Source organism: Parafrankia discariae, assembly GCF_000373365.1.
GTDB classification, from domain to species: Bacteria; Actinomycetota; Actinomycetes; order Frankiales; family Frankiaceae; genus Parafrankia; species Parafrankia discariae.
On sequence record NZ_KB891159.1, the window covers coordinates 1 to 18,354 of the forward strand.

Genomic DNA, 18,354 nt, shown 5'->3' on the forward strand with positions numbered 1-18,354 from the left:
CGTCACGGACCCCGTCCACGTCCCAGTCCGCACGGCGCAGCAACCGCTGCATCCCGTCCGGGGACCGTTCACCGGCCCGTTCCGCCAGCGTCCACCCGTTCTTGCGGTCCAAACCGGCGACCAGCCCGGACACATACTCACTGGCCCGCCGGCGTGGCTCCGCCCGACCGAACCGGCCCCCGATCCGCCCACACAGCCCGTCCAGCTCGCCAGCCCACGCCTCCACCACCACAACGCAGATCATCCACCACGACCACCAAGTGCCGTTGCAGTACTAGGTACTCCCCTGGATCGGGAGCGGCCTTGTGTCTCTCGTGTGTACCCGGGTCATCGGAGGTTGTTTCTGCTCGTATGGTCGACAGAAGTCTGGTCGATCATGTCAAGGAGGTGGCGGTGAGTGCTTCGCCAGGCGCGGGAGAGACGGCTAGGCTGATCTCCATGGAGCGAGCGGTGCGGCTGACGGCTGTCGTCACGCACGAGGGCGACTGGTACGTGGCGCGGGCTCTGGAGGTCGAGGTGACCAGCCAGGGAGTCAGCGTCGAGGAGTCGCTGGCGAATCTTCGTGAGGCGCTGGAGCTGTACTTCGAGGACCAGCCCTTCCCTGTGACCGCGGCGGACGGCCCCATCGTTGCCCCGCTGGACATCCGCCTCTCGGCGTGACGCCCGCGCTGCCTCGGGTTTCCGGGGCGAAGGTGGTGAAGGCTTTGGGGTGTGCCGGCTTCGAGGAGGTCGCCACGCGTGGCTCGCACTGCAAGCTGCGGCATAAGGAGAACGCTCGGGTCGTGATCGTCCCACTTCATCGGGAGCTGGCGACGGGCACCCTCGCCTCGGTCCTCCGTCAGGCGGGCATCGACGCGGAGGAGCTTAGGACGTTGCTCACCTGAGCCTGACGCGATCCCGGGTGCAAGCTGGACAGGTGACTCTGTCGAAGCGTGCGTCCTGGTTCCTGATCGCGGTGGGTGTGTGGACCTGGGCGATCTGGCCAAATTTGTAGAACATTCACCTATGACCTAGGTACTGGTCGGGTGTCGTAGCCACTGGACGCGGCGGCCCGGTCGGGGGATGAACCCCGGCCGGGGCACCCCCGGTCAGCTCGCGAAGCTGGCGGCCATGCCGGGTTCGTAGCCACCCGCTGGGTTGCGCACGATCACGTTCATCCGATTGGCCGCGTTGATCAGGCCGAGGAGGCAGACGAGGGCCGCGATCTGGTCGTCGTCGTAGTGCTTGCGGATCTGGGCCCAGGTCTCGTCGGATACGCCGAGGTGGGCGTCGGCGAGCCGGGTTCCCTCTTCGGCGAGTGCCAGCGCGGCTCGCTCGGCCTCGGTGAATACGTCTGCCTCGCGCCAGGCGGCGACCAGGTTGAGTCGGGTGGAGGTCTCACCGGCAGCCGCGGCCTCCTTGGTGTGCATGTCGACGCAGAAGCCGCAGCCGTTGATCTGGCTGGCCCGCAGCGACACCAGCTCCTGGGTGGGCTTTGGCAGCGACGACTGGTGGATCACCAGGCTGGCGCTCGCGAACCGCTTGCCGAACCTGGTGGCGAGCTCGTTGCCGAACATGTTGAATCGGGCGTCCATGATGTCGTCCTCACTCGTGGTGTTGCGTGCTGCCGCACTGGACGAACACCAGATGCCAGCGACCCCAGTCCCCGTGACGACGTGGCCTTATGACCTGGACCACATATCACTCCGACCGTCGGCTCGCGATCGGTGGATCAGCTGCCATCGGCCGCGGTCGCGACCGGCCCAGTCGGACGTCCATCGGCGATATCCGGCCCCGCTGTCCACGCTGCCGTCCCGTCGTCGCGTGACGGGGCAGCCGACGGCGGAAGGGCTGCCTGGGTGTCACAAACCGGCGGGGTCTGGCGTCTCATGGCTGGTCCAGCCGCGCGTGAATAGGAGTTGTCCATGGCCGGTACTTCGCCGATGACGCCCGACGCTGTGAGGCCCATGAAGGAGGACGCCTGTCCAGACCCCGCTACCGAGGTGTTCCTCGCCCACCGCAACCTGCTGTTCACGGTCGCCTACGAGATGCTCGGCTCGGCCGTGGACGCGGAGGACATCCTCCAGGAGAGCTGGCTGCGCTGGGCAGGCGTCGATCTCGCCACCGTGCGGGACCAGCGGGCGTACCTGGTGCAGATCACCACTCGTCAGGCGCTGAATCGACTGCGCACGCTTGGCCGGCGCAGGGAGTCCTACGTCGGCCCCTGGCTGCCAGAGCCATTGCTGACCGCGCCCGACGTGGCCGAGGATGTCGCGTTGGCCGACAGCGTCTCCATGGCGATGCTGCTGGTGCTGGAAACGCTTCGGCCGACCGAGCGGGCCGTGTTTGTGCTGCGCGAGGTGTTCGACTTCGGGTACGACGAGATCGCGGCAGCCGTCGACAAGAGCCCGGCCACGGTCCGCCAGATCGCTCACCGGGCGCGGGCGCATGTCGCCGCGCGCCGTCCTTGTGCGGTCGTCTCCGCAGCCGAGACCCGAGGCGCGCTCGACGCGTTCCAGCGGGCGGTCGAGACCGGCGATCTGCAGAACCTGCTGGACATCCTCGCCCCGGACATCGTCCTGCTGGGTGACGGCGGCGGGGTCAAACAGGCCGTGTTGCGCCCGGTCGTCGGAGCGGGCAAGGTAGCCCGGCTGCTAGCCGCCGGGCTGGGCAGGATCGACGCTGTTATGTCGCTGCAGCAGGTACAGGTCAACGGCTACCCGGCGCTGATCCTCCGGCTCGACGGCGAGATCGACAGCGTCGTGGCGGTACGCATCGACGACGGCCTCATCACCGGGCTCTATGCCGTCCGCAACCCCGAGAAGCTGTCGCGCATCGAGCGGGAAACCGCCCTTCGCCGCTGAACGCGGCCAGCGAGTGCGGACAGGTCCAGCCTCACGCGCACTCGGCTTCGGCTGCGGATCCACTGTTCGACACCGCCGTCGAGGTGCCCGGCGACACGCAGTAGATCATGGTGGACAACGTGTCCGAACTCGCGCCCCACACGGAGACCATGGCTGGCGGCCGGTGCGAGGCTGGTGGGGTGACTCTGTCGAAGCGTGCGTCCTGGTTCCTGATCGCGGTGGGTGTGTGGACGTGGGCCATCTGGCCGAATTTCCTCCGGAACATATGGAAGGACGATCGTTCCTGGGATGGCGGCCCGACCGGCTTTTTCACGGTCCATCTGATCTTGACGGTCGTATCCATCGGGATCGGGTCGGCTGTCGGCTGGCTCGGCATCCGAGGGGTGCGCGCGGGCCGTCCCGGTTCTACGGATGATGTTGCCTCCGCCGGCCGGCTGATCAGCCCCGGTCGCTGAGGTCGCTGGCATCTTCCGGATGATCCGGGGGAGACGTCATGCGATTTCGAAGCGTTGTCGCGGGCGGGGTCGTGCTGCTGTGGCTGGCCGGATGCGGCTCGGACGAGAACGGGAAGGTTCCGCCACCCGTGGGGCCGACGTCCGCGGCGGGCCCGTTCGAGACGTTTCAGCGGCGGGCCGCGGTGGGCGCTTTCGTCGCCGCGTTCCGTACGGCGTTCCCCGCCCTGGCCGACGGCCGGTCCGACGAGGCCATCGCCTCGGACGTGACCCACGTCTGTCTGGACGATCTGCGTGACCCGTCCACCGGCGCGGCCGCGACCGACGGGGACGCGGTCGCCCTGCGGCGCATACCGGGCAGGTTCGAGCGGAACGGGATCACCCCGGACCGGACCACGTCGCGGACGATCCTCGCGGTGGCCAGGGGAACGGCGTGCGGCCCGGTGGAGGTCAACGGGAGTCAGCGTCCCGAGCCGCCGGTCGGCCTCGCCCCCCGACAGTCTGATGAATTGCCCGCGACCCTAGCATCAGGGGCGTGACCAGGGCGGGCGCGCGGCCGGTGGCGGCTGAGCTGCTGCCGCACCTGTGCCGGGTCCGTGATCATATCGATCGGCACTACCGGGAGCCGCTCGACCTCGACGTGCTCGCCAGGGTCGGTCGGGTGTCGAAGTTCCATCTGGTTCGCAGCTTCGAGGCGGCCTACGGGGAGACCCCGATCCGCTACGTCACGCGGCGCCGGATCGAGCGCGCGCAGGACCTGCTGCGGCACGCGAACCTCACGGTCACCGAGATCTGCGTGCTGGTCGGGTTCGCGAGCCTCGGGTCCTTCTCGGCTCGTTTCACCCAGCTCGTCGGCGAGAGCCCCACCGCGTACCGCAACCGCTGGGCGGCCCGCGGCGGCCCGCACGTGCCGGGGTGCTACCTGTTCATGCGCGGCCCGATGGACCTGCGGTGCACCTCCGACACGACCTCGGACGGCGCAATCTGAGAGAAGCGACGCCGTGGCCGCGCGGCATACGGTTCTCGCATGATCACAAACATCTCGCTGGTCACGATCTACTGTCTCGACCAGGACAAGGCCCGGGACTTCTACGTCGACGTGCTCGGTTTCGAGCCGCGCGCGGACGTCTCGATGGGCGGCGAGTTCCGCTGGGTCACGATCGGCCATCCCGGTCAGCCCGAGCTCCAGGCGACCCTGATGGTCCCGGGGCCGCCGCTGGATCCGGACGCCGCCGACTTCGTCCGCCGGCAGCTCGGCAAGGGACAGATGGGCGGGCTCGGGCTGCGGGTCGACGACTGCCGCAAGACCTTCGAGGAGTTGAGCGCGAAGGGCGTCGAGTTCCTGCAGGAGCCCGCCGACCGCCCATACGGGGTGGAGGCCGTGTTGCGTGACAACTCCGGCAACTGGCTGGTCCTGGTCGAGCCGAAGACGTTCAGCCCGGAGGACTTCGACTGACGGGTCGCGGACGTCCCGCGCCCGCCGCCGGGCCCACCGCCGGGCCCGCGCCGTGAGTGGCTCCGGCGGCGGCGGGTCGGGAGCTGTCGGTGGGGTCAGGTAGACAGAGGGCATGGTGGATCAGGCGACGGTCGGTGGGACGCTGCGCGATCGGGCGGAGGAGCTGCTCCGGGCGCTGGCCGGGCCGGGCGCGGTTCTGCGTGACGACCAGTGGCAGGCGATCGACGCGCTCGTCAGCGGGCGGCGGCGGGTGCTGCTCGTCCAGCGCACCGGCTGGGGGAAGTCCGCGGTGTACTTCCTCGCCACCGCGCTGCTGCGCGGCCTCGGTGGCCTGGGCCCGGCTGATGCTCAGGCTGGTGCTCCGGTCGATGGGCCGGTCGCCGGCCCGGGCGGGCTCGGCGGCGGGCGCCGGCCCGGCGGCGCCCGGGTGGGGCCCACCGTCATCGTCTCCCCGCTGCTGGCGCTGATCCGCAACCAGGCGGCGGCGGCGTCCCGGGTGGGCATCCGGGCCGGGGAGATCCATTCGGGGAACCTCACCGAGTGGGACGAGGTCTACGCCGCGCTGCGGGCGGGGGAGCTGGACCTGCTGCTCGTCGGCCCCGAACGGTTGAACAACCCGACCTTCCGCGACGAGTACCTTCCGGAGCTCGCGGCCACGACGGGGCTGCTCGTCGTCGACGAGGCGCACTGCATCTCCGACTGGGGCCACGACTTCCGTCCCGACTACCGCCGGCTGCGGTCACTGATCGGTGGGCTGCGGCCGGACGTGCCCGTGCTCGCCACGACCGCCACGGCCAACGCGCGGGTGGTGGAGGACGTCAGCGAGCAGCTCGGCGCCGGCTCCACGAACACGCAGACCGTGGTCCTGCGGGGGGCTCTCGACCGGGAGAGCCTGCGGCTGGCGGTCGTGTCGCTCCCCGCGGCCGAGCAGCGGTTCGGCTGGCTGGCCGACCACCTCGTCGAGCTGCCCGGCTCCGGGATCATCTACACGCTCACCAAGCCGGGCGCGGAGGAGCTGACCGCGTTCCTGCGCGGCCAGGGCCATGAGGTGACGACCTACCACGGTGGCACGGAAGCGGCCGAGCGCATCGCCGCCGAGGAGGACCTGCTCGGCAACCGGGTGAAGGCGCTGGTGGCGACCAGCGCGCTCGGGATGGGCTTCGACAAGCCCGATCTCGGCTTCGTCGTCCACGTCGGCGCGCCGAACTCGCCGATCGCCTACTACCAGCAGATCGGGCGGGCCGGGCGCGCGGTGGACTCCGCCGAGGTCGTCCTGCTGCCCGCCGCCGAGGACCGCGACATCTGGCGGTACTTCGCCGACACGTCGTTCCCACCGGAGCCGGTCGCCCGGCAGGTGCTGGACGTCCTGGCCCGGGCCGGGCGGACGATGTCGACCCAGGCCCTGCTCGCCGCCGTCGACCTGGGGCACTCCCGGCTCGAGCAGATGCTGAAGGTGCTGGACGCGGACGGCGTCGTCCGGCGGGTCAAGGGCGGCTGGGAGGCGACGGGGGAGCCGTGGGTGTACGACGCGGAGCGCTTCCGGCGGGTCGCCGCCGCGCGGGCCCGTGAGCAGCAGGCGATGCTCGACTACATCGCGACGCCGTCCTGCCGGATGGAGTTCCTGCGCCACGCGCTCGACGACCCGTACGCGGTGCCGTGCGGCCGGTGCGACCGGTGCACCGGCCGGGTGTGGTCCACCGAGGTCTCCTCCCGCTCACGGGACAGCGCCCGTGCGGAACTGCGCCGGACGGGCGTGCCCGTCGAGCCGCGTCGGATGTGGCCGACGGGCATGCGCACGCTGGGGATCACCGCGTCCGGTCGGATTCCCGCGTCGGCCGCCGCGGAGCCCGGCCGCGTGGTCGCCCGGCTCAACGATCTGGGGTGGGGCAACCGGCTGCGCCAGTTGCTCGCCCCTCCTCCCGCCGCCCTGGACGGCCCCGTCCCCGACGACCTGTTCGAGGCGGTGGTGCGAACCCTGACCGAGTGGCGGTGGGAGCGGCGCCCGGCGGCGGTGGTGACGGTGGCGTCCCGGACCCGCCCGCGGCTGGTGGCGGATCTCGGCGAACGGATCGCGGGTGTCGGGCGGCTGCCGTTGTTGGGGCGGCTTCCCCGCGTGGCCGGCGGGCCGGCGGCGGGGCCGGTGCACAACAGCGCGCACCGCCTCGCCGGCCTGTGGTCGGCCTTCGAGGTGCCACCATCTCTCACCGGCCCGCTCGCCGAACTGGCCGGGCCGGTGCTGCTGGTCGACGACCTGATCGTCACGGGCTGGACGATGACCGTCGCGGCCAGGGCGCTACGGCAGGCCGGCGCGCCCGGCGTGCTGCCGTTCGCCCTCGCGGTGGAGACCGGTTGAGCCCTCGCGGTAGGTGGAGACCGGTTGAACGGTCGGCACGGTCGGCGTGACCGCGCCCGGCGCATCCCACCGGTCGGCGGCGGGCCGCCTCCCCGCGGGTGGGCGTCGGTGCGGATCAGCTCTGTGGCTGGGCGTTCGGCCGCGAGTTGAGATACCCGGAACCGGCGACCCCCGAGGGGACCGTGGCGAGGGGAACCTCCAGTTCCTGGCGGTCGAGGACCGACGTGAGGATCTCGCCGGCCCGCACGGAGATGTTCGACAGCAGAGACGAGGAGATTCCATGGGAATACTCGCTCGCGCCGGGTACGTAAATGCCCGCGGTGGTTCCCGCGACCGTGTCGACGCTGTAATCGCGGCCGACCTGGAGCTGACCGTCGTCCGCGGTGAGACAGGCTTCTCCCAGCCCGCCGAGCAGGCGCCGGGGATCACGGGCGTGATATCCGGTCGCGAGCACGACGGTGTCCGTGTCGACGGTGCGCTTCTCGCCGGTCGGCAGATACCGGATGTGCACCCGGACGCCGTCCGACAGCTTCTCGAAGGATTCGGCTCGGGACGCGCGCAGGAAGTGCAGCCGCCGGGGGCCGCGCACCTTTTCCTGGTAGGCGCGGCGGTACAGCTCGTCGATGAGGTCCATGTCCACGGCCGAGTAGTTCGTGCCACGGTGATAGCCGAGCAGCATGGCGCGGACGTTCTCGGGCGCGTGGTAGAACTCGTCGACCGCGTCCGGGTCGAAGATCTGGTTGACGAAGCCGCTGTTGTCCGCCGGGCTGAACCCGTAGCGGGAGAACACCGAGAAGACCTCGGCCTGCGGGAATCGCGTGTGCAGGTGCTCGGTCACCTCGGCGGCGCTCTGGCCGGCCCCGACCACGACGAACCGGCCGCGTGGCGTCGAGGGCATCCGCGCGAGGCGGTGCAGCAGCTCGTGGTTGTGCCAGGTCCGGTCGTCGATCTCGACACCGTCGGGCAGCCTGGGTTCCAGCCCGGCCGCGATGACGACGTTGCGGGCCCGGCGCACGACCGTCCGGTCCGGGTTTCCCCGGTGCCGGCTGATCACGTCGACGTAGGCGATCTCGCCTTCGTGGGTCACCGGCCGAAGGTCGACCACCTCGGTGTCGTACTCGACGAGGTCGTCGAGCCGGCCCGCGGCCCATTCCAGATAGTCGTGGTATTCGGAGCGCAGCGGATACATCGTCTTGTGGTTGATGAAGTCCACCAGGCGGTTCCTGGAATGGAGGAACGCGAGAAAGGTGAAGCTGCTCGACGGATTGCGCAGGGTTACCAGGTCCTTCAGGTAGGACACCTGCATGGTCGCTCCGTCGAGGAGCATCCCCCGGTGCCACCCGAAACGAACCTGGCGTTCGAGGAAGACGGCGCGTAGCGCCGCACCGGCGGAGACACTGCTGTTGTGTTCCTCGATTGCGATCGCCAGAGCGATGTTCGAGGGCCCGAACCCGACTCCGATGATGTCGTGCACACCGAGTTCCGCGGTCGGCGGACGGTCTCCCACGGCTGCCCCTCTGGTCGGTCAATGTAACCGGGCTTTATTAAGGTTAACTTAACTTATGTTCTGGGTGGCGCGTCGAGCTGTCAAGAAGTTCCCCGAGGTCGGGCGGTTGGTGGCGGCTTCGCGGGTTGATCGCGCCGGGTTTGGCGCGGGCCCCTCGGGCTGTTCTTCGGGGTGCCCGGCCCGGTCCTGGAGTGGGTCCGGCGGGCCGCCGTGGATCCCGGCCTGCCGTGAGGTCGTGGACTGCCTGGCGGGGTGTTCCCGCGATGATCTTCTTGTGGACGATGGGGCGATGGGGCGATGGGCTGCCTGGCTTCGCCGTGGATGGGGAGCAAGTTAAGTGAGGCTAACTTAGGTTGGTTGGGGTTGGTGGTCAAGTGGATCCGATGCGTCGGTTCTGGCGCTCGACCGGCCTTGACCCGAAAGTCCGTTGCCTGATAAGGCAAACCTAACCTAACGGTCTGGACGGTGGCAACAGGTGATCCAGGGCGTCCGGGCGTGGTGGTCCCAGGTGCTCGCCCGGGTGAGGTGCCGGGCGGGTGGATGGCCCGTGATCTCGCCGTTCGATCACGGAGCGTGGCAATGATCGAAATTCATCGGGGAATCAGGCTTATCCGTACTCAAGAGGTCACGGAGCGGGCGGGTGGCGAGTAATCGGTCGTAACGGCTGACAGCGTCGCTCTATTTAAGCTAGCCTTACTTAACCACCGACTTGAGTGGGTCTTACCTGTAGGCGCGATCCGAGGAGACGGCAGTCATGTCGACGAATCCCTTCGACGACGAGAACGGCACCTTTTTCGTGCTGGTCAACTCGGAAGGTCAACACTCGCTGTGGCCGAGTTTCGCCGTGGTGCCGGCGGGCTGGACCGTCGTCCACGGCGAGGAGACCCGTCAGTCGTGCCTCGACTACGTCGAGGCCAACTGGACCGATCTGCGTCCGCGCAGCCTGGTCGAGCAGATGGAGAGGGGCGCGTCCGCCTCCGGCGTCTCCGCGCCGCGGTGAGCGTCCGGGGGAGTTGCCGCAGCGGGTCCGTCCCGTTCGACCGGCCGCCGCGGACCGCCGCGAGTCTCGCGCGCGGGCTGGCCGCGCCGTTCGTGGTCTACGAGCGGGCCGGCGAGTGGTCCTGCGGTTCGGGAGCGCTCGCCGAGGTCGTGTGAGCGCCACCGGGGTGAGGCACCGGGGTGAGGCACCGGAAGGACGGCGGCGACTGGCGGTCCGAACCGACCGGTGTCACCCCGCTGCTGCGTGTGTTCGTGTCGCGGCGGGCGGTGCGGCTGACCGGCGGGGTCGCCGTCCCGCGTGCCCTCGACACCGCTGAGCTGGCGGAGCTCGCCGGGTTGCTCGCCGCGGAGCCGAGCGGTCCGTCGCCGGCCGAAGCCGCCCGTCCCGGGGAGCCCGTCCGGACGAGCCGGGTGACGCGCCGCGTGCGCGTCACCCGGCTCGTCAACGTTACGGCTGCCGGGTGAGGTAGCCGCCCATCTTGGTGAAGTACTCCGTCGCCGGCAGCTCCCGGCCGTCGTCGGTGCGCACCGTCCGGACCAGCAGCCCGTGGCTGCGGCCGCGGCGCGCCTCGGCGCCGGCCACGATGACGATCCCGTCCCCCTCCCGGATGAAGATCCGTCCCGGGGTGCCACCGTAGACGCCCTGCGACACCTCCGCGGAGATGATCCGCAGCCGCTCGCCGTCGCGGTACGTGAAGGCGTTGGGGTAGGGGTCGCACTGGGCGCGGACGAGCCGGTCGAGCTCCTCGGCGGTCCAGGTCCAGTCGATGAGGCTGTCCAGGTCCGACCGCTTGTGGAAGAAGCTCGCCTTCGAACGGTCCTGCTTCGCCCACTCGGTGCGCCCGGACGCCAGCAGCTCCAGGCCCTCCACGGCCAGCGGGCCGAACAGCGCCAGCGTGCGGTGGAACAGGTCGGCCGTCGTGTCGCGCGGGCCGACCGGCACCCGCCGCTGCAGCACGATGTCACCGGCGTCGAGGTCGTCGGTCATCATGTGCGCGGTCACGCCCACCTCGGGCTCGTTGTTGATGAGCGCCCAGATCAGCGGCGCGAACCCGGCGTAGGCCGGCAGCAGCGAGTCGTGGATGTTCAGCGTTCCCAGCCGGGGCAGGTTGAAGATCTGCGGCGGAATCCAGGTGCGCCAGTTAGTGGCGACGATGACGTCGGGGTCGGCCGCCTTGAGCAGCGAGATCAGTTCCTCGTCGTCGGGACGGTTCCGGATGGCCACCGGCACGCCGGCCTCGGTGGCGAGGTCGGCGACCGAGTCGTCCCAGATCTTCTCGTACGCGCCTTCGCCCTTCTCGTGGGTGACGACGAGAGTGACGTCATTGTCGGAGTTGAGGAGCGCCTGTAGCGTTCGATGTCCCCAGGTCTGATATCCGAACATTACAACGCGCATGTCAGCGTTTCTCCTCTGGTGGGCGCTTCGTGTGGTGGCTGTTGGACGGCGGGGACGCTGGCCGGAATGTGTGCCGCGGGCAGGCGGCCCCGGTGGGAGGTCGCGGAATTCGCCGACGGCTCCGGAGCTCGCCGGTGACACCGGGATCCGGTCACCGGTCTCTCCGGGTGTGCCGCTCCGCCGGCCCGGATGGACTCCGGTCGGAGGGCGGGCCGGCCAGCAAACTCCTCGTGCTTCGGGATTCACACGGACAGGGTGAGGGCTCGCTCGCGACCTGACCGTCAGCCTCTTAAGTGAGGCTTACTTATGCTGGGATGTCCGGTGTCGACTGTCAAGCGAATCGGACCGGTCGGACACGAACCGCGATGTCCGGGCACGCCCCGGCGACATGACATCCCACCCGGAGCGAACCGCGCCGCGACGGCAGCGGTCGTCAGCCTGTGCCGCCAGCCGGTTGAGGACAGGCCGAGCCGACCGGCCACCTGACTGGTGGCGGCCGGTCCCGGCCGTGATCAGCCGACGGGCGGCGTGGGGTCGGCTGGGGGAGTCGTGGGCCCGCCCGCCGGCGGTGTGGTCGCCGGCGGTGTGGTCGCCGGCGCCGACGACGCCGGCGCGGTGGTCATCGGCGGTGTCGTCGGCGCCGCCGTGGGAGTCACCTCGGGCGGATCGGTCTGAGCCGGCGAAGACGGTGGCACCGGAGCGGTCGTCCGCCGCGCCCGGGGCGTGTAGGCCGGGCGGTTCGGCGTCTGGACCGGCTCGGTGACCACCACGTCGACGGTCGGCAGCGGGTCCGGTGTCCGCGGGGCGAACGACGGCGAGGGAGACGTGCCCTCCGCGCTGGTGCCGTCGGAGCCGCCCCCGTTGCCGGTGAACAGCAGCGTGAGCGCGACGGCCAGACCCGCCAGCACCGCCACCGCCGCACCGGCGATGACCGCGACGGCCGGCGGGCGGCCCTTGCCGGCCGGTCCGTGGGGGGCGTCGCCGCGGTGGTCGCCGCGCCCCGCGGCCGGTGCCCGGTGCGAGGCGCCCGCGCGCCCGGCGCGTTCGCCGTCCCGGTCCAGCGAGAGCAGGCCGGCGGCCATGTTGGCGTCGTCCTGGTCGAACAGGTCGGCGGCCGCGGCGAGGGCGCCGATCTGGGTGATGTCGTCGTGCGGTCCCGTGCTCGCTGTGCTCGGCCCGGTCGCCGGCAGATGCCCGACGGCCGTCAGGTCGTCACCCGGGGGCGAGCCGTCCGCGCGTGGCGGCAGGGGCGTCATCTCCCGGCCCGGCAGCAGCCGGTCGGTCACCTCGACATCGCCGCTCGGCGCCGGCTGGCGGTCGGTGCGGGGCACCGACGGCGGCGGGGCCAGGTTCTCCAGACCGTCGTCCGAGGACGGTTCGTCCACGTCGGGCTCGGGCTGGCGCCCACGCGGATTCGTCACGACCGCGGGGACGGGCGTGGCGTTGCGCGCGATGGGCGTCAGGCGGCGGCGGATCTCGTCGACGTCCGGGCGCAGCTCGGCCGGGCGGTCGAGCAGGTCGGTGAGCAGCCCGCGCAGTGGTCCGGCGAGCCGGAACGGCCGCCGCCGGCCCTCCACCACGGCGCTCAGCACGGCGTAGGTCTCCGGGCCCTCGAAGGGCGGGCAGCCCTCGACCGCCGAGTAGAGCGTCGCGCCGAGCCCCCACAGGTCGCTCGCGGGCGTGCCAGAGGAGCCGCGCACCCGTTCCGGGGCGATGTAGGCCGGGGAGCCGACGAGCGCGCCCGTCCCGGTCAGGGTCACGTCGCCCTCGGTCGCGGCGATGCCGAAGTCGGTGAGGCGGACCCGGTTGTCCCGGCCCAGCAGCACGTTGCCCGGCTTCACGTCACGGTGCAGCACACCGGCCGAGTGGGCGGCGGCCAGCGCGTCCGCCAGCGCCAGCCCGATCGCGGCGACCTGGTCGAACGGCAGCGGGCCATGGTTCTTGATGGTGTCGCCGAGGCTGTCCGCGTCGACGAGCTCCATGACGATCCAGTGCCGCTCGTGCTCCTCGACGACGTCGAAGACCGAGACGATGGCCGGGCTGTGCAGCCGGGCCAGCGCCCGCGCCTCGCGCAGCACCCGGGCCCGGATGGCATCCCGCTCCGCCTGCGCGCCCGCCATCGGCACGAGGATTTCCTTGATTGCCACTGGCCGCTGGAGCAGCTCGTCCTCGCCGCACCACACAACGCCAGCGCCACCGCGCCCGATGGGTGTGTCGAGGCGGTAGCGCTGCGCTACGTAGCGGGGTGTGCCGTGCCGAGAGGTATCGGGGGGCACGCTCGCCGATCTGGCCATCGAGTCAAGTCTGACAGACGAATTGACTGGACCGGACGCAACCCCGCCGGCACTCGGATCCGTCAGGCCGGCAACCGGCCCCGAGGTTCCTCATGAGGCCGGCCTGAAGGTCGCGAAGAGCTGTCGCATGAGCGGCTGATCCGCCTCCCACAGCTCCTCGGCCGTGTACCAGTACAGAGCGTATCCATGCCCGTTTCGCACCGCGCCACGGTTGAGCACATGCACCGTCCCCCCACCGGAGGCGTAGGTGAACTCCCAGTCGGCCTGTGTCGCGCCGTCCGCCCCGTCACCTGGTTCGATCCGTACCCGCCGGTAGTCCCGCACTCGATCCCGGAAGCTGATTTCGTTCGTGCGCCAGTCCTCAACGGCGGAGGTGTTCGCACTCGCGATGCTCCCGATGCGCAAGAACGTACCAGTAGCCGGATCCACGAAGTCCGTATTCCCCTCGCCTCCGGGTCCGGGCCGTCGCTCCCAGCGCGACGGGTAGGCGATCGACCAGCCCGTCGGATCGACGTAGGAGACCCAGCCCGCAGGGGCCGTGGCCGGCTTCGAGTCGGCCGAGACCAGGTCCCCGGCCTGGACTGCCGCGTCTTCCCGGTCAGCCTGGACGGTCGGGCGCGCCCCGGCGGCGCCCGGCTCCGCGGCGTCCTCGCCCCCACCGAACACCAGGACGGCGGCGACGACCGCGAGCACGAGCGCGACGATGGACGCGACGAGGATCACAACCAGCCGACGCCCGCGGCCGGGCGTGACGGCGGTCGCGCCGTCCGGACGGCCCGGCGCCGCCCCGCCCGGGTGCCGCCCCGCCGGCTGCCGTTCGGAGGGCGGGCGGAACAGGTTCTGCCCACCCGTCCGCGGCTCCGGCTCCGGCCGTGGCTGGGCGGCGACGCGGGGTGCGATCGGCGGACCCGCTGAGATCCCAGGGCCCGCTGAGCCCTCCGGTTCGGAATCGCCGGAGGCCTTGGACCTGCCCGGCCGGGAGAACAGCGCCGCGGCCGCCGAGTACCGGTGCGCCGCAGTGGACGGCGGGTCCACGGCGGTGCCCGCGGCGTCGGGCGTACTGCCTGTCCCGGCCGTCCCGGTGTCCACGGCCGAGGGCGATCCGGTGCCTGCCGGGTAGGTCGGGCCCGGCCCGGTCCCGGTCCCGACGGACCGGCCGTCCGTGCCGGGCGTCGACAGACCGCCGGTCACCGGGTCGGTGCGGGCGGACGTCGGTCCGTCGGTGGGCGGCGCGTCCTGGGATGTCCGGGCCCGCGCCGGGATGCCACCGAGCGCCCGCATGCGGTCGACCGGCCGCAGCCGCTCGCTGCCCCGGGGACGCTCGACCGCCGCGCCGCGGCGCCGCTCCATCGCCCGGATCCGCTCCAGCCGACCGGTCAGCCGAGAGTGCACACCAGCCGTTCCCGACTGTCCCACCGGTGCCCCGGCATGGGCCGCTCCGAGCCGTCCCGCCGCTCCAGCCGGCTCGACTGTTCCAGCCCGCGCCGCCGGTTCCGCGGCTTCGGCCGGTTCCGCCGGTTCCGCGGGTTCGGCCGGTTCGGCGGGTTCGGCCGGTTCGGCCGAATCGGCGGGTGCCGGGTCGGCCGGACGCGCTTCGCTCCCCGCCGGGTCGGCCGCCCCGGCCCCGAGGGTGTCGTCCGGCGGCCTCCCGGTCAGCACGGTGTCGTCCGGCAGCGGGCCGGCTGGCAGCGGGTCGTCGGGCAGCGGGTCGTCGGGCAGGGTGTCGTCTGCGGGCAGGGTGTCGTCTGACAGTGTCTCGCCGGGCATCGTGTCGTCCGGTGCCGCCGGGCTGGCGAGCAGCACGGTCAGGTCCGCGCCGCCGTCCTCCGGGGCCGGGTGGTCGGACGTCACGTCGTCGTCGTCCGTCACGGCGCCGCGCGGCTCGGTGGCCGGCGCGCCGGCGGCCCCCGGTCCGCGTGGGGCGGACGCGCCGAGGACGGTGGTCTCGTCGGGCCCGGCGTACTGGCTGACGACGGTGTCCTGCTCGGCCGGGGACGCCCCGCCCACGGTGAACGCGTCACCGCCGTCCGCCGCGAACACGGCCGTGGTCGCGACCGGGGCCGCCGGGGCCGCGGGGACGGTCTCGGGGACCGCGGGCGTGCCCGACGTCGGAGTGACCGCGGTGACCGCCGGCCGGGACGGCCGGCCGCGGGTCCGGGAGGGCCGGGTGTCCCCGCCGCGTTCGAGGATGTCGCGCAGCCGCGAGCGAACCGTCGCCAGACTCGGCCGGCGGGCCTGGTGGGTGGCCATGAGATCGTCGATCACGGGCGCGAGTCGCCCGGCGGCGTGGAACGGCCGGCGGCGGCCCTGCACCACCGCGGCGAGAATGGAGATCGGGTCGTTCCCGGGGAACGGGGAGACCCCCTCGACGCTGGTGAACAGCGTCGCGCCCAGCCCCCACCGGTCGCTGGCGGCCGTACCGGCGTCGCCGCGGGCCCGCTCGGGGGCCAGGTAGGCCGGCGAGCCGAGGACCATCCCGGTGCTGGTCAGCCGGGGGTCACCATGGCTGACGGCGATCCCGAAGTCGGTGAGCCGCGCGCGCTCGTCCGTCGTCACCAGGACGTTGCTCGGCTTCACATCACGGTGCACGATGCCCAGGCGGTGGGCGGCCTCCAGCGCGTAGGCGAGGCTGATGCCGATGCGGCAGACCTCACCGACCCCGAGCCGGCCGCGCTCCTCGATGATCGCCGACAGGGACTTCCCGTCGACGAACTCCATCACGATCCAGGGCAGGTCGCCCTCGGCGATGACGTCCAGGACCGCGACCGCGCCGGGATGATGCAGCCGGCCGGCGGCGCGCGCCTCGCGCAGCACCCGCTCCCGCGCGAGCTCCCGTTCCCGTTCGCTGCCGTCGGTGGGGAGCCGGACCTCCTTGACGGCGACCTGCCGGCCGAGCAGCTCGTCGGTGGCCCGGTGCACGACACCGAAGCCGCCCTGGCCGATCACCCCGTCCAGCCGGTACCGACGCCCGACGAGAGCTCGTGGACCGGCTGGACCGGGTTCGCCCCGGCGCTCGCCTGACATCGGTTGTCCTCTCCGCTGCGCGTTGACGATTTCATGGGATCACATCCGGTCCGCTCACCGGCAGTGGGGCATGCTGGTCGGGGCCGGTGCCGACGGGCCGCGCGGGCCGGTCCGCCGAGCCCGCGTGACGTCCTGCATCCGGTCGGCGACCTGGCGTGTCCGGGCAGGCGGCCTGGAAGGAAGGCGAACCGTCCGGGAGGGAACGTGGACGACAGCGGCTGGGAGCACCTGCGCGACGCGGCGGTGCGGGTCGCTCGGCACGCCTACGCGCCGTACTCCGGCCTGCGGGTCGGCGCGGCGGCGCTGGTCGACGACGGCCGGGTCGTCGTCGGCTGCAATGTCGAGAACGCCTCCTACGGGCTCACTTTGTGCGCCGAATGTGGTCTGGTGTCGGCACTGCGGGCCAGCGGTGGTGGCCGGCTGGTGGCCTTCGTCTGCGTGGACGGCACGGGCGCGCCGCTCGCGCCGTGCGGTCGCTGCCGCCAGCTCCTCCACGAGCACGGCGGCCCCGGGCTCGAACTGGCGACCGCGGACGGTGTCCGCACCCTGGGTCAGCTTCTCCCGGGCGCCTTCGGCCCGGCGGACCTGCCGCCCGCCGCGGACCGGTCACCGACGGCGGAGCGTGGGGCGTGAGCGCCGAGGTCCCGGGCGGCGGGCCGGGCCGGCCCGCCGCCGCGTCCCACGACGTGGTCGATCTCATCCGGGCCAAGCGTGACGGAGCGGCGTTGCCGGCGGACGCGGTCGCCTGGCTCATCGACGCCTACACCCATGGCCGGGTCGCCGACGAGCAGATGTCCGCCTACCTGATGGCCGTGGTCTGGCGTGGCATGGCCCCCGACGAACTGGATCACTGGACGGCGGCGATGATCGCCAGCGGCGAACGGCTGGACCTGTCCGGCCTGACCCGCCCGACGGTCGACAAGCATTCCACCGGCGGGGTCGGGGACAAGGTCTCACTGGTCCTCGCCCCGCTGGTGGCCGCGTGCGGGGCGGCCGTCCCGCAGTTGTCCGGCCGGGGGCTCGGGCACACCGGCGGGACGCTCGACAAGATGGAGGCCATCCCCGGCTGGCGCGCGGATCTCGACCCGGACACCATGCGCGCCGTGTTGGCGGACGTCGGCGCGGTCATCTGCGCCGCCGGCCCCGGCCTGGCTCCCGCGGACCGCAGGCTGTACGCCCTGCGCGACGTCACCGGCACCGTCGAGTCCATCCCGCTGATCGCCTCCTCCATCATGAGCAAGAAGATCGCCGAGGGGACGTCCGCGCTGGTACTGGACGTCAAGGTCGGCGCCGGTGCCTTCATGACCTCCCGCGCCGACGCGCGCGAGCTCGCGCGGACGATGGTCGGTCTGGGCACCCGGGCCGGGGTCCGTACCGAGGCACTGCTCACCGCGATGGACACCCCGCTGGGCCGCACCGCGGGCAACGGGCCCGAGGTGACCGAGGCGGTCGAGACCCTGCGCGGGGCGGGCCCGCCGGACCTCGTCGAGGTCACCGTCGCCCTCGCCCGGGTGATGCTGGACCTCGTCGGCCTCGGCGGTGGCCCCGGTGCCGGGCGTCCGGGCGGTGGGCCCGGTGGGCCGGGTGGCGCGGGGCGCCCGGGTGGTGCGGGGCCGGACCCGGCGGAGGTCCTGGCCTCCGGGGCGGCCTACGACGTGTGGCGGGCGATGGTCGCCGCCCAGGGCGGCGACCCGGACGCCCCGCTGCCGACCGCGGCGTTCACCCGTACCGTCCCCGCTCCGGCGGACGGCTACCTGAGCCGCCTCGACGCCCGCGCCCTGGGGATCGCCGCCTGGCGGCTGGGCGCGGGGCGCGCGCGAAAGGAGGATCCCGTCTCGCCGGCGGCCGGACTGCGTTGGCTGGCGACGGTGGGGGAGCGGGTCCAGGCCGGCGCCCCCCTCATCGAGCTCCACTCCGACGACGAGGCGACGTTCCCCCGCGCCCTCGCCGCGCTCACGGACGCCGTCTCGATCACCGACGAACCGCCCCCTCCCGCCCCCCTGATCCTCGACCACATCCACTGACCCGAT

At 72.2% G+C, this 18,354-nt stretch carries 18 protein-coding genes and 1 pseudogene; 13 read left to right on the forward strand and 6 right to left on the reverse strand.

What is annotated here, in order from left to right; genetic code table 11:
* Positions 1-244 (reverse strand): annotated as a pseudogene (locus B056_RS35820) (IS701 family transposase); the annotation flags it as partial.
* A gap of 194 nt (positions 245-438) precedes the next feature.
* Between B056_RS35820 and B056_RS35825 the strand changes: the two are divergent.
* Positions 439-660, forward strand: coding sequence for a type II toxin-antitoxin system HicB family antitoxin (locus B056_RS35825; RefSeq protein ID WP_026239465.1), 222 nt, complete (start codon positions 439-441; stop codon positions 658-660).
* Positions 657-884, forward strand: a complete 228-nt coding sequence (locus B056_RS0108415; RefSeq protein ID WP_018501428.1) for a type II toxin-antitoxin system HicA family toxin — start codon at positions 657-659, stop codon at positions 882-884. Before B056_RS35825 ends, B056_RS0108415 begins: the two co-directional genes overlap by 4 nt.
* A gap of 204 nt (positions 885-1,088) precedes the next feature.
* Here the strand turns inward: B056_RS0108415 and B056_RS0108420 are convergent, their stop codons facing one another.
* Complete coding sequence (locus tag B056_RS0108420) at positions 1,089-1,574, reverse strand: carboxymuconolactone decarboxylase family protein (RefSeq protein ID WP_018501429.1); 486 nt, start codon at positions 1,572-1,574, stop codon at positions 1,089-1,091.
* Positions 1,575-1,904: 330 nt separating this feature from the next.
* Between B056_RS0108420 and B056_RS0108425 the strand changes: the two genes are divergently transcribed.
* The 6 genes from B056_RS0108425 (at position 1,905) to B056_RS0108450 (ending at position 7,104) form a co-directional block, all read left to right on the forward strand.
* Positions 1,905-2,843 carry an RNA polymerase sigma-70 factor gene (locus B056_RS0108425; protein WP_026239466.1) on the forward strand — a complete coding sequence of 313 codons (939 nt, stop codon included), beginning with the start codon at positions 1,905-1,907 and terminating at the stop codon, positions 2,841-2,843.
* A 107-nt stretch (positions 2,844-2,950) separates the two neighbouring features.
* Complete coding sequence (locus tag B056_RS35830; RefSeq protein WP_018501431.1) at positions 2,951-3,298, forward strand: SCO4848 family membrane protein; 348 nt, start codon at positions 2,951-2,953, stop codon at positions 3,296-3,298.
* Positions 3,299-3,336: 38 nt separating this feature from the next.
* Positions 3,337-3,834, forward strand: a complete 498-nt coding sequence (locus tag B056_RS0108435) for a hypothetical protein (RefSeq protein ID WP_154676922.1) — start codon at positions 3,337-3,339, stop codon at positions 3,832-3,834.
* On the forward strand, positions 3,831-4,283 hold the full coding sequence (locus B056_RS0108440; RefSeq protein ID WP_018501433.1) for a helix-turn-helix transcriptional regulator: 453 nt from the start codon (positions 3,831-3,833) through the stop codon (positions 4,281-4,283). Before B056_RS0108435 ends, B056_RS0108440 begins: the two co-directional genes overlap by 4 nt.
* Positions 4,284-4,322: 39 nt before the next feature.
* Positions 4,323-4,751, forward strand: coding sequence for a VOC family protein (locus B056_RS0108445; protein ID WP_018501434.1), 429 nt, complete (start codon positions 4,323-4,325; stop codon positions 4,749-4,751).
* 112 nt (positions 4,752-4,863) lie between these two features.
* Positions 4,864-7,104 carry a RecQ family ATP-dependent DNA helicase gene (locus B056_RS0108450; RefSeq protein WP_018501435.1) on the forward strand — a complete coding sequence of 747 codons (2,241 nt, stop codon included), beginning with the start codon at positions 4,864-4,866 and terminating at the stop codon, positions 7,102-7,104.
* 115 nt (positions 7,105-7,219) lie between these two features.
* On the opposite strand, the gene B056_RS0108455 is transcribed toward B056_RS0108450, so the two are convergent.
* Entirely contained in the window at positions 7,220-8,611 is a 1,392-nt protein-coding gene (locus B056_RS0108455) for a lysine N(6)-hydroxylase/L-ornithine N(5)-oxygenase family protein (RefSeq protein WP_018501436.1), read from the reverse strand.
* Positions 8,612-9,365: 754 nt separating this feature from the next.
* Here B056_RS0108455 and B056_RS0108460 point away from each other — a divergent pair.
* Genes B056_RS0108460 through B056_RS0108470 form a run of 3 tightly spaced genes read left to right on the forward strand, consistent with a single transcriptional unit; the run spans position 9,366 to position 10,075 of the window.
* Complete coding sequence (locus B056_RS0108460; RefSeq protein WP_018501437.1) at positions 9,366-9,611, forward strand: MbtH family protein; 246 nt, start codon at positions 9,366-9,368, stop codon at positions 9,609-9,611.
* Positions 9,608-9,766 carry a hypothetical protein gene (locus B056_RS42570; RefSeq protein WP_018501438.1) on the forward strand — a complete coding sequence of 53 codons (159 nt, stop codon included), beginning with the start codon at positions 9,608-9,610 and terminating at the stop codon, positions 9,764-9,766. The genes B056_RS0108460 and B056_RS42570 overlap by 4 nt, the downstream gene beginning before the upstream one ends.
* A gap of 24 nt (positions 9,767-9,790) precedes the next feature.
* Positions 9,791-10,075 carry a hypothetical protein gene (locus tag B056_RS0108470; RefSeq protein ID WP_018501439.1) on the forward strand — a complete coding sequence of 95 codons (285 nt, stop codon included), beginning with the start codon at positions 9,791-9,793 and terminating at the stop codon, positions 10,073-10,075.
* Here the strand turns inward: B056_RS0108470 and B056_RS0108475 are convergent.
* From B056_RS0108475 to B056_RS0108485, 3 genes are all read right to left on the reverse strand, one after another.
* Positions 10,059-11,006 (reverse strand): methionyl-tRNA formyltransferase, encoded by a 948-nt coding sequence (locus B056_RS0108475; RefSeq protein ID WP_026239467.1) that lies wholly within the window; start codon positions 11,004-11,006, stop codon positions 10,059-10,061. The two genes, B056_RS0108470 and B056_RS0108475, sit on opposite strands and share 17 nt — an antisense overlap.
* 512 nt (positions 11,007-11,518) lie before the next feature.
* Positions 11,519-13,300 (reverse strand): serine/threonine-protein kinase, encoded by a 1,782-nt coding sequence (locus tag B056_RS0108480; RefSeq protein ID WP_026239468.1) that lies wholly within the window; start codon positions 13,298-13,300, stop codon positions 11,519-11,521.
* 90 nt (positions 13,301-13,390) lie between these two features.
* On the reverse strand, positions 13,391-16,324 hold the full coding sequence (locus B056_RS0108485) for a serine/threonine-protein kinase (RefSeq protein ID WP_026239469.1): 2,934 nt from the start codon (positions 16,322-16,324) through the stop codon (positions 13,391-13,393).
* Between the two features lie 204 nt (positions 16,325-16,528).
* On the opposite strand from B056_RS0108485, the gene B056_RS35835 reads away from it, so the two are divergent.
* Both B056_RS35835 and B056_RS0108495 read left to right on the forward strand, forming a co-directional pair.
* Positions 16,529-16,957, forward strand: a complete 429-nt coding sequence (locus B056_RS35835) for a cytidine deaminase (RefSeq protein ID WP_018501444.1) — start codon at positions 16,529-16,531, stop codon at positions 16,955-16,957.
* Positions 16,954-18,348 carry a thymidine phosphorylase gene (locus B056_RS0108495; RefSeq protein WP_018501445.1) on the forward strand — a complete coding sequence of 465 codons (1,395 nt, stop codon included), beginning with the start codon at positions 16,954-16,956 and terminating at the stop codon, positions 18,346-18,348. The genes B056_RS35835 and B056_RS0108495 overlap by 4 nt, the downstream gene beginning before the upstream one ends.
* The last annotated feature ends 6 nt before the right edge of the window (positions 18,349-18,354 follow it).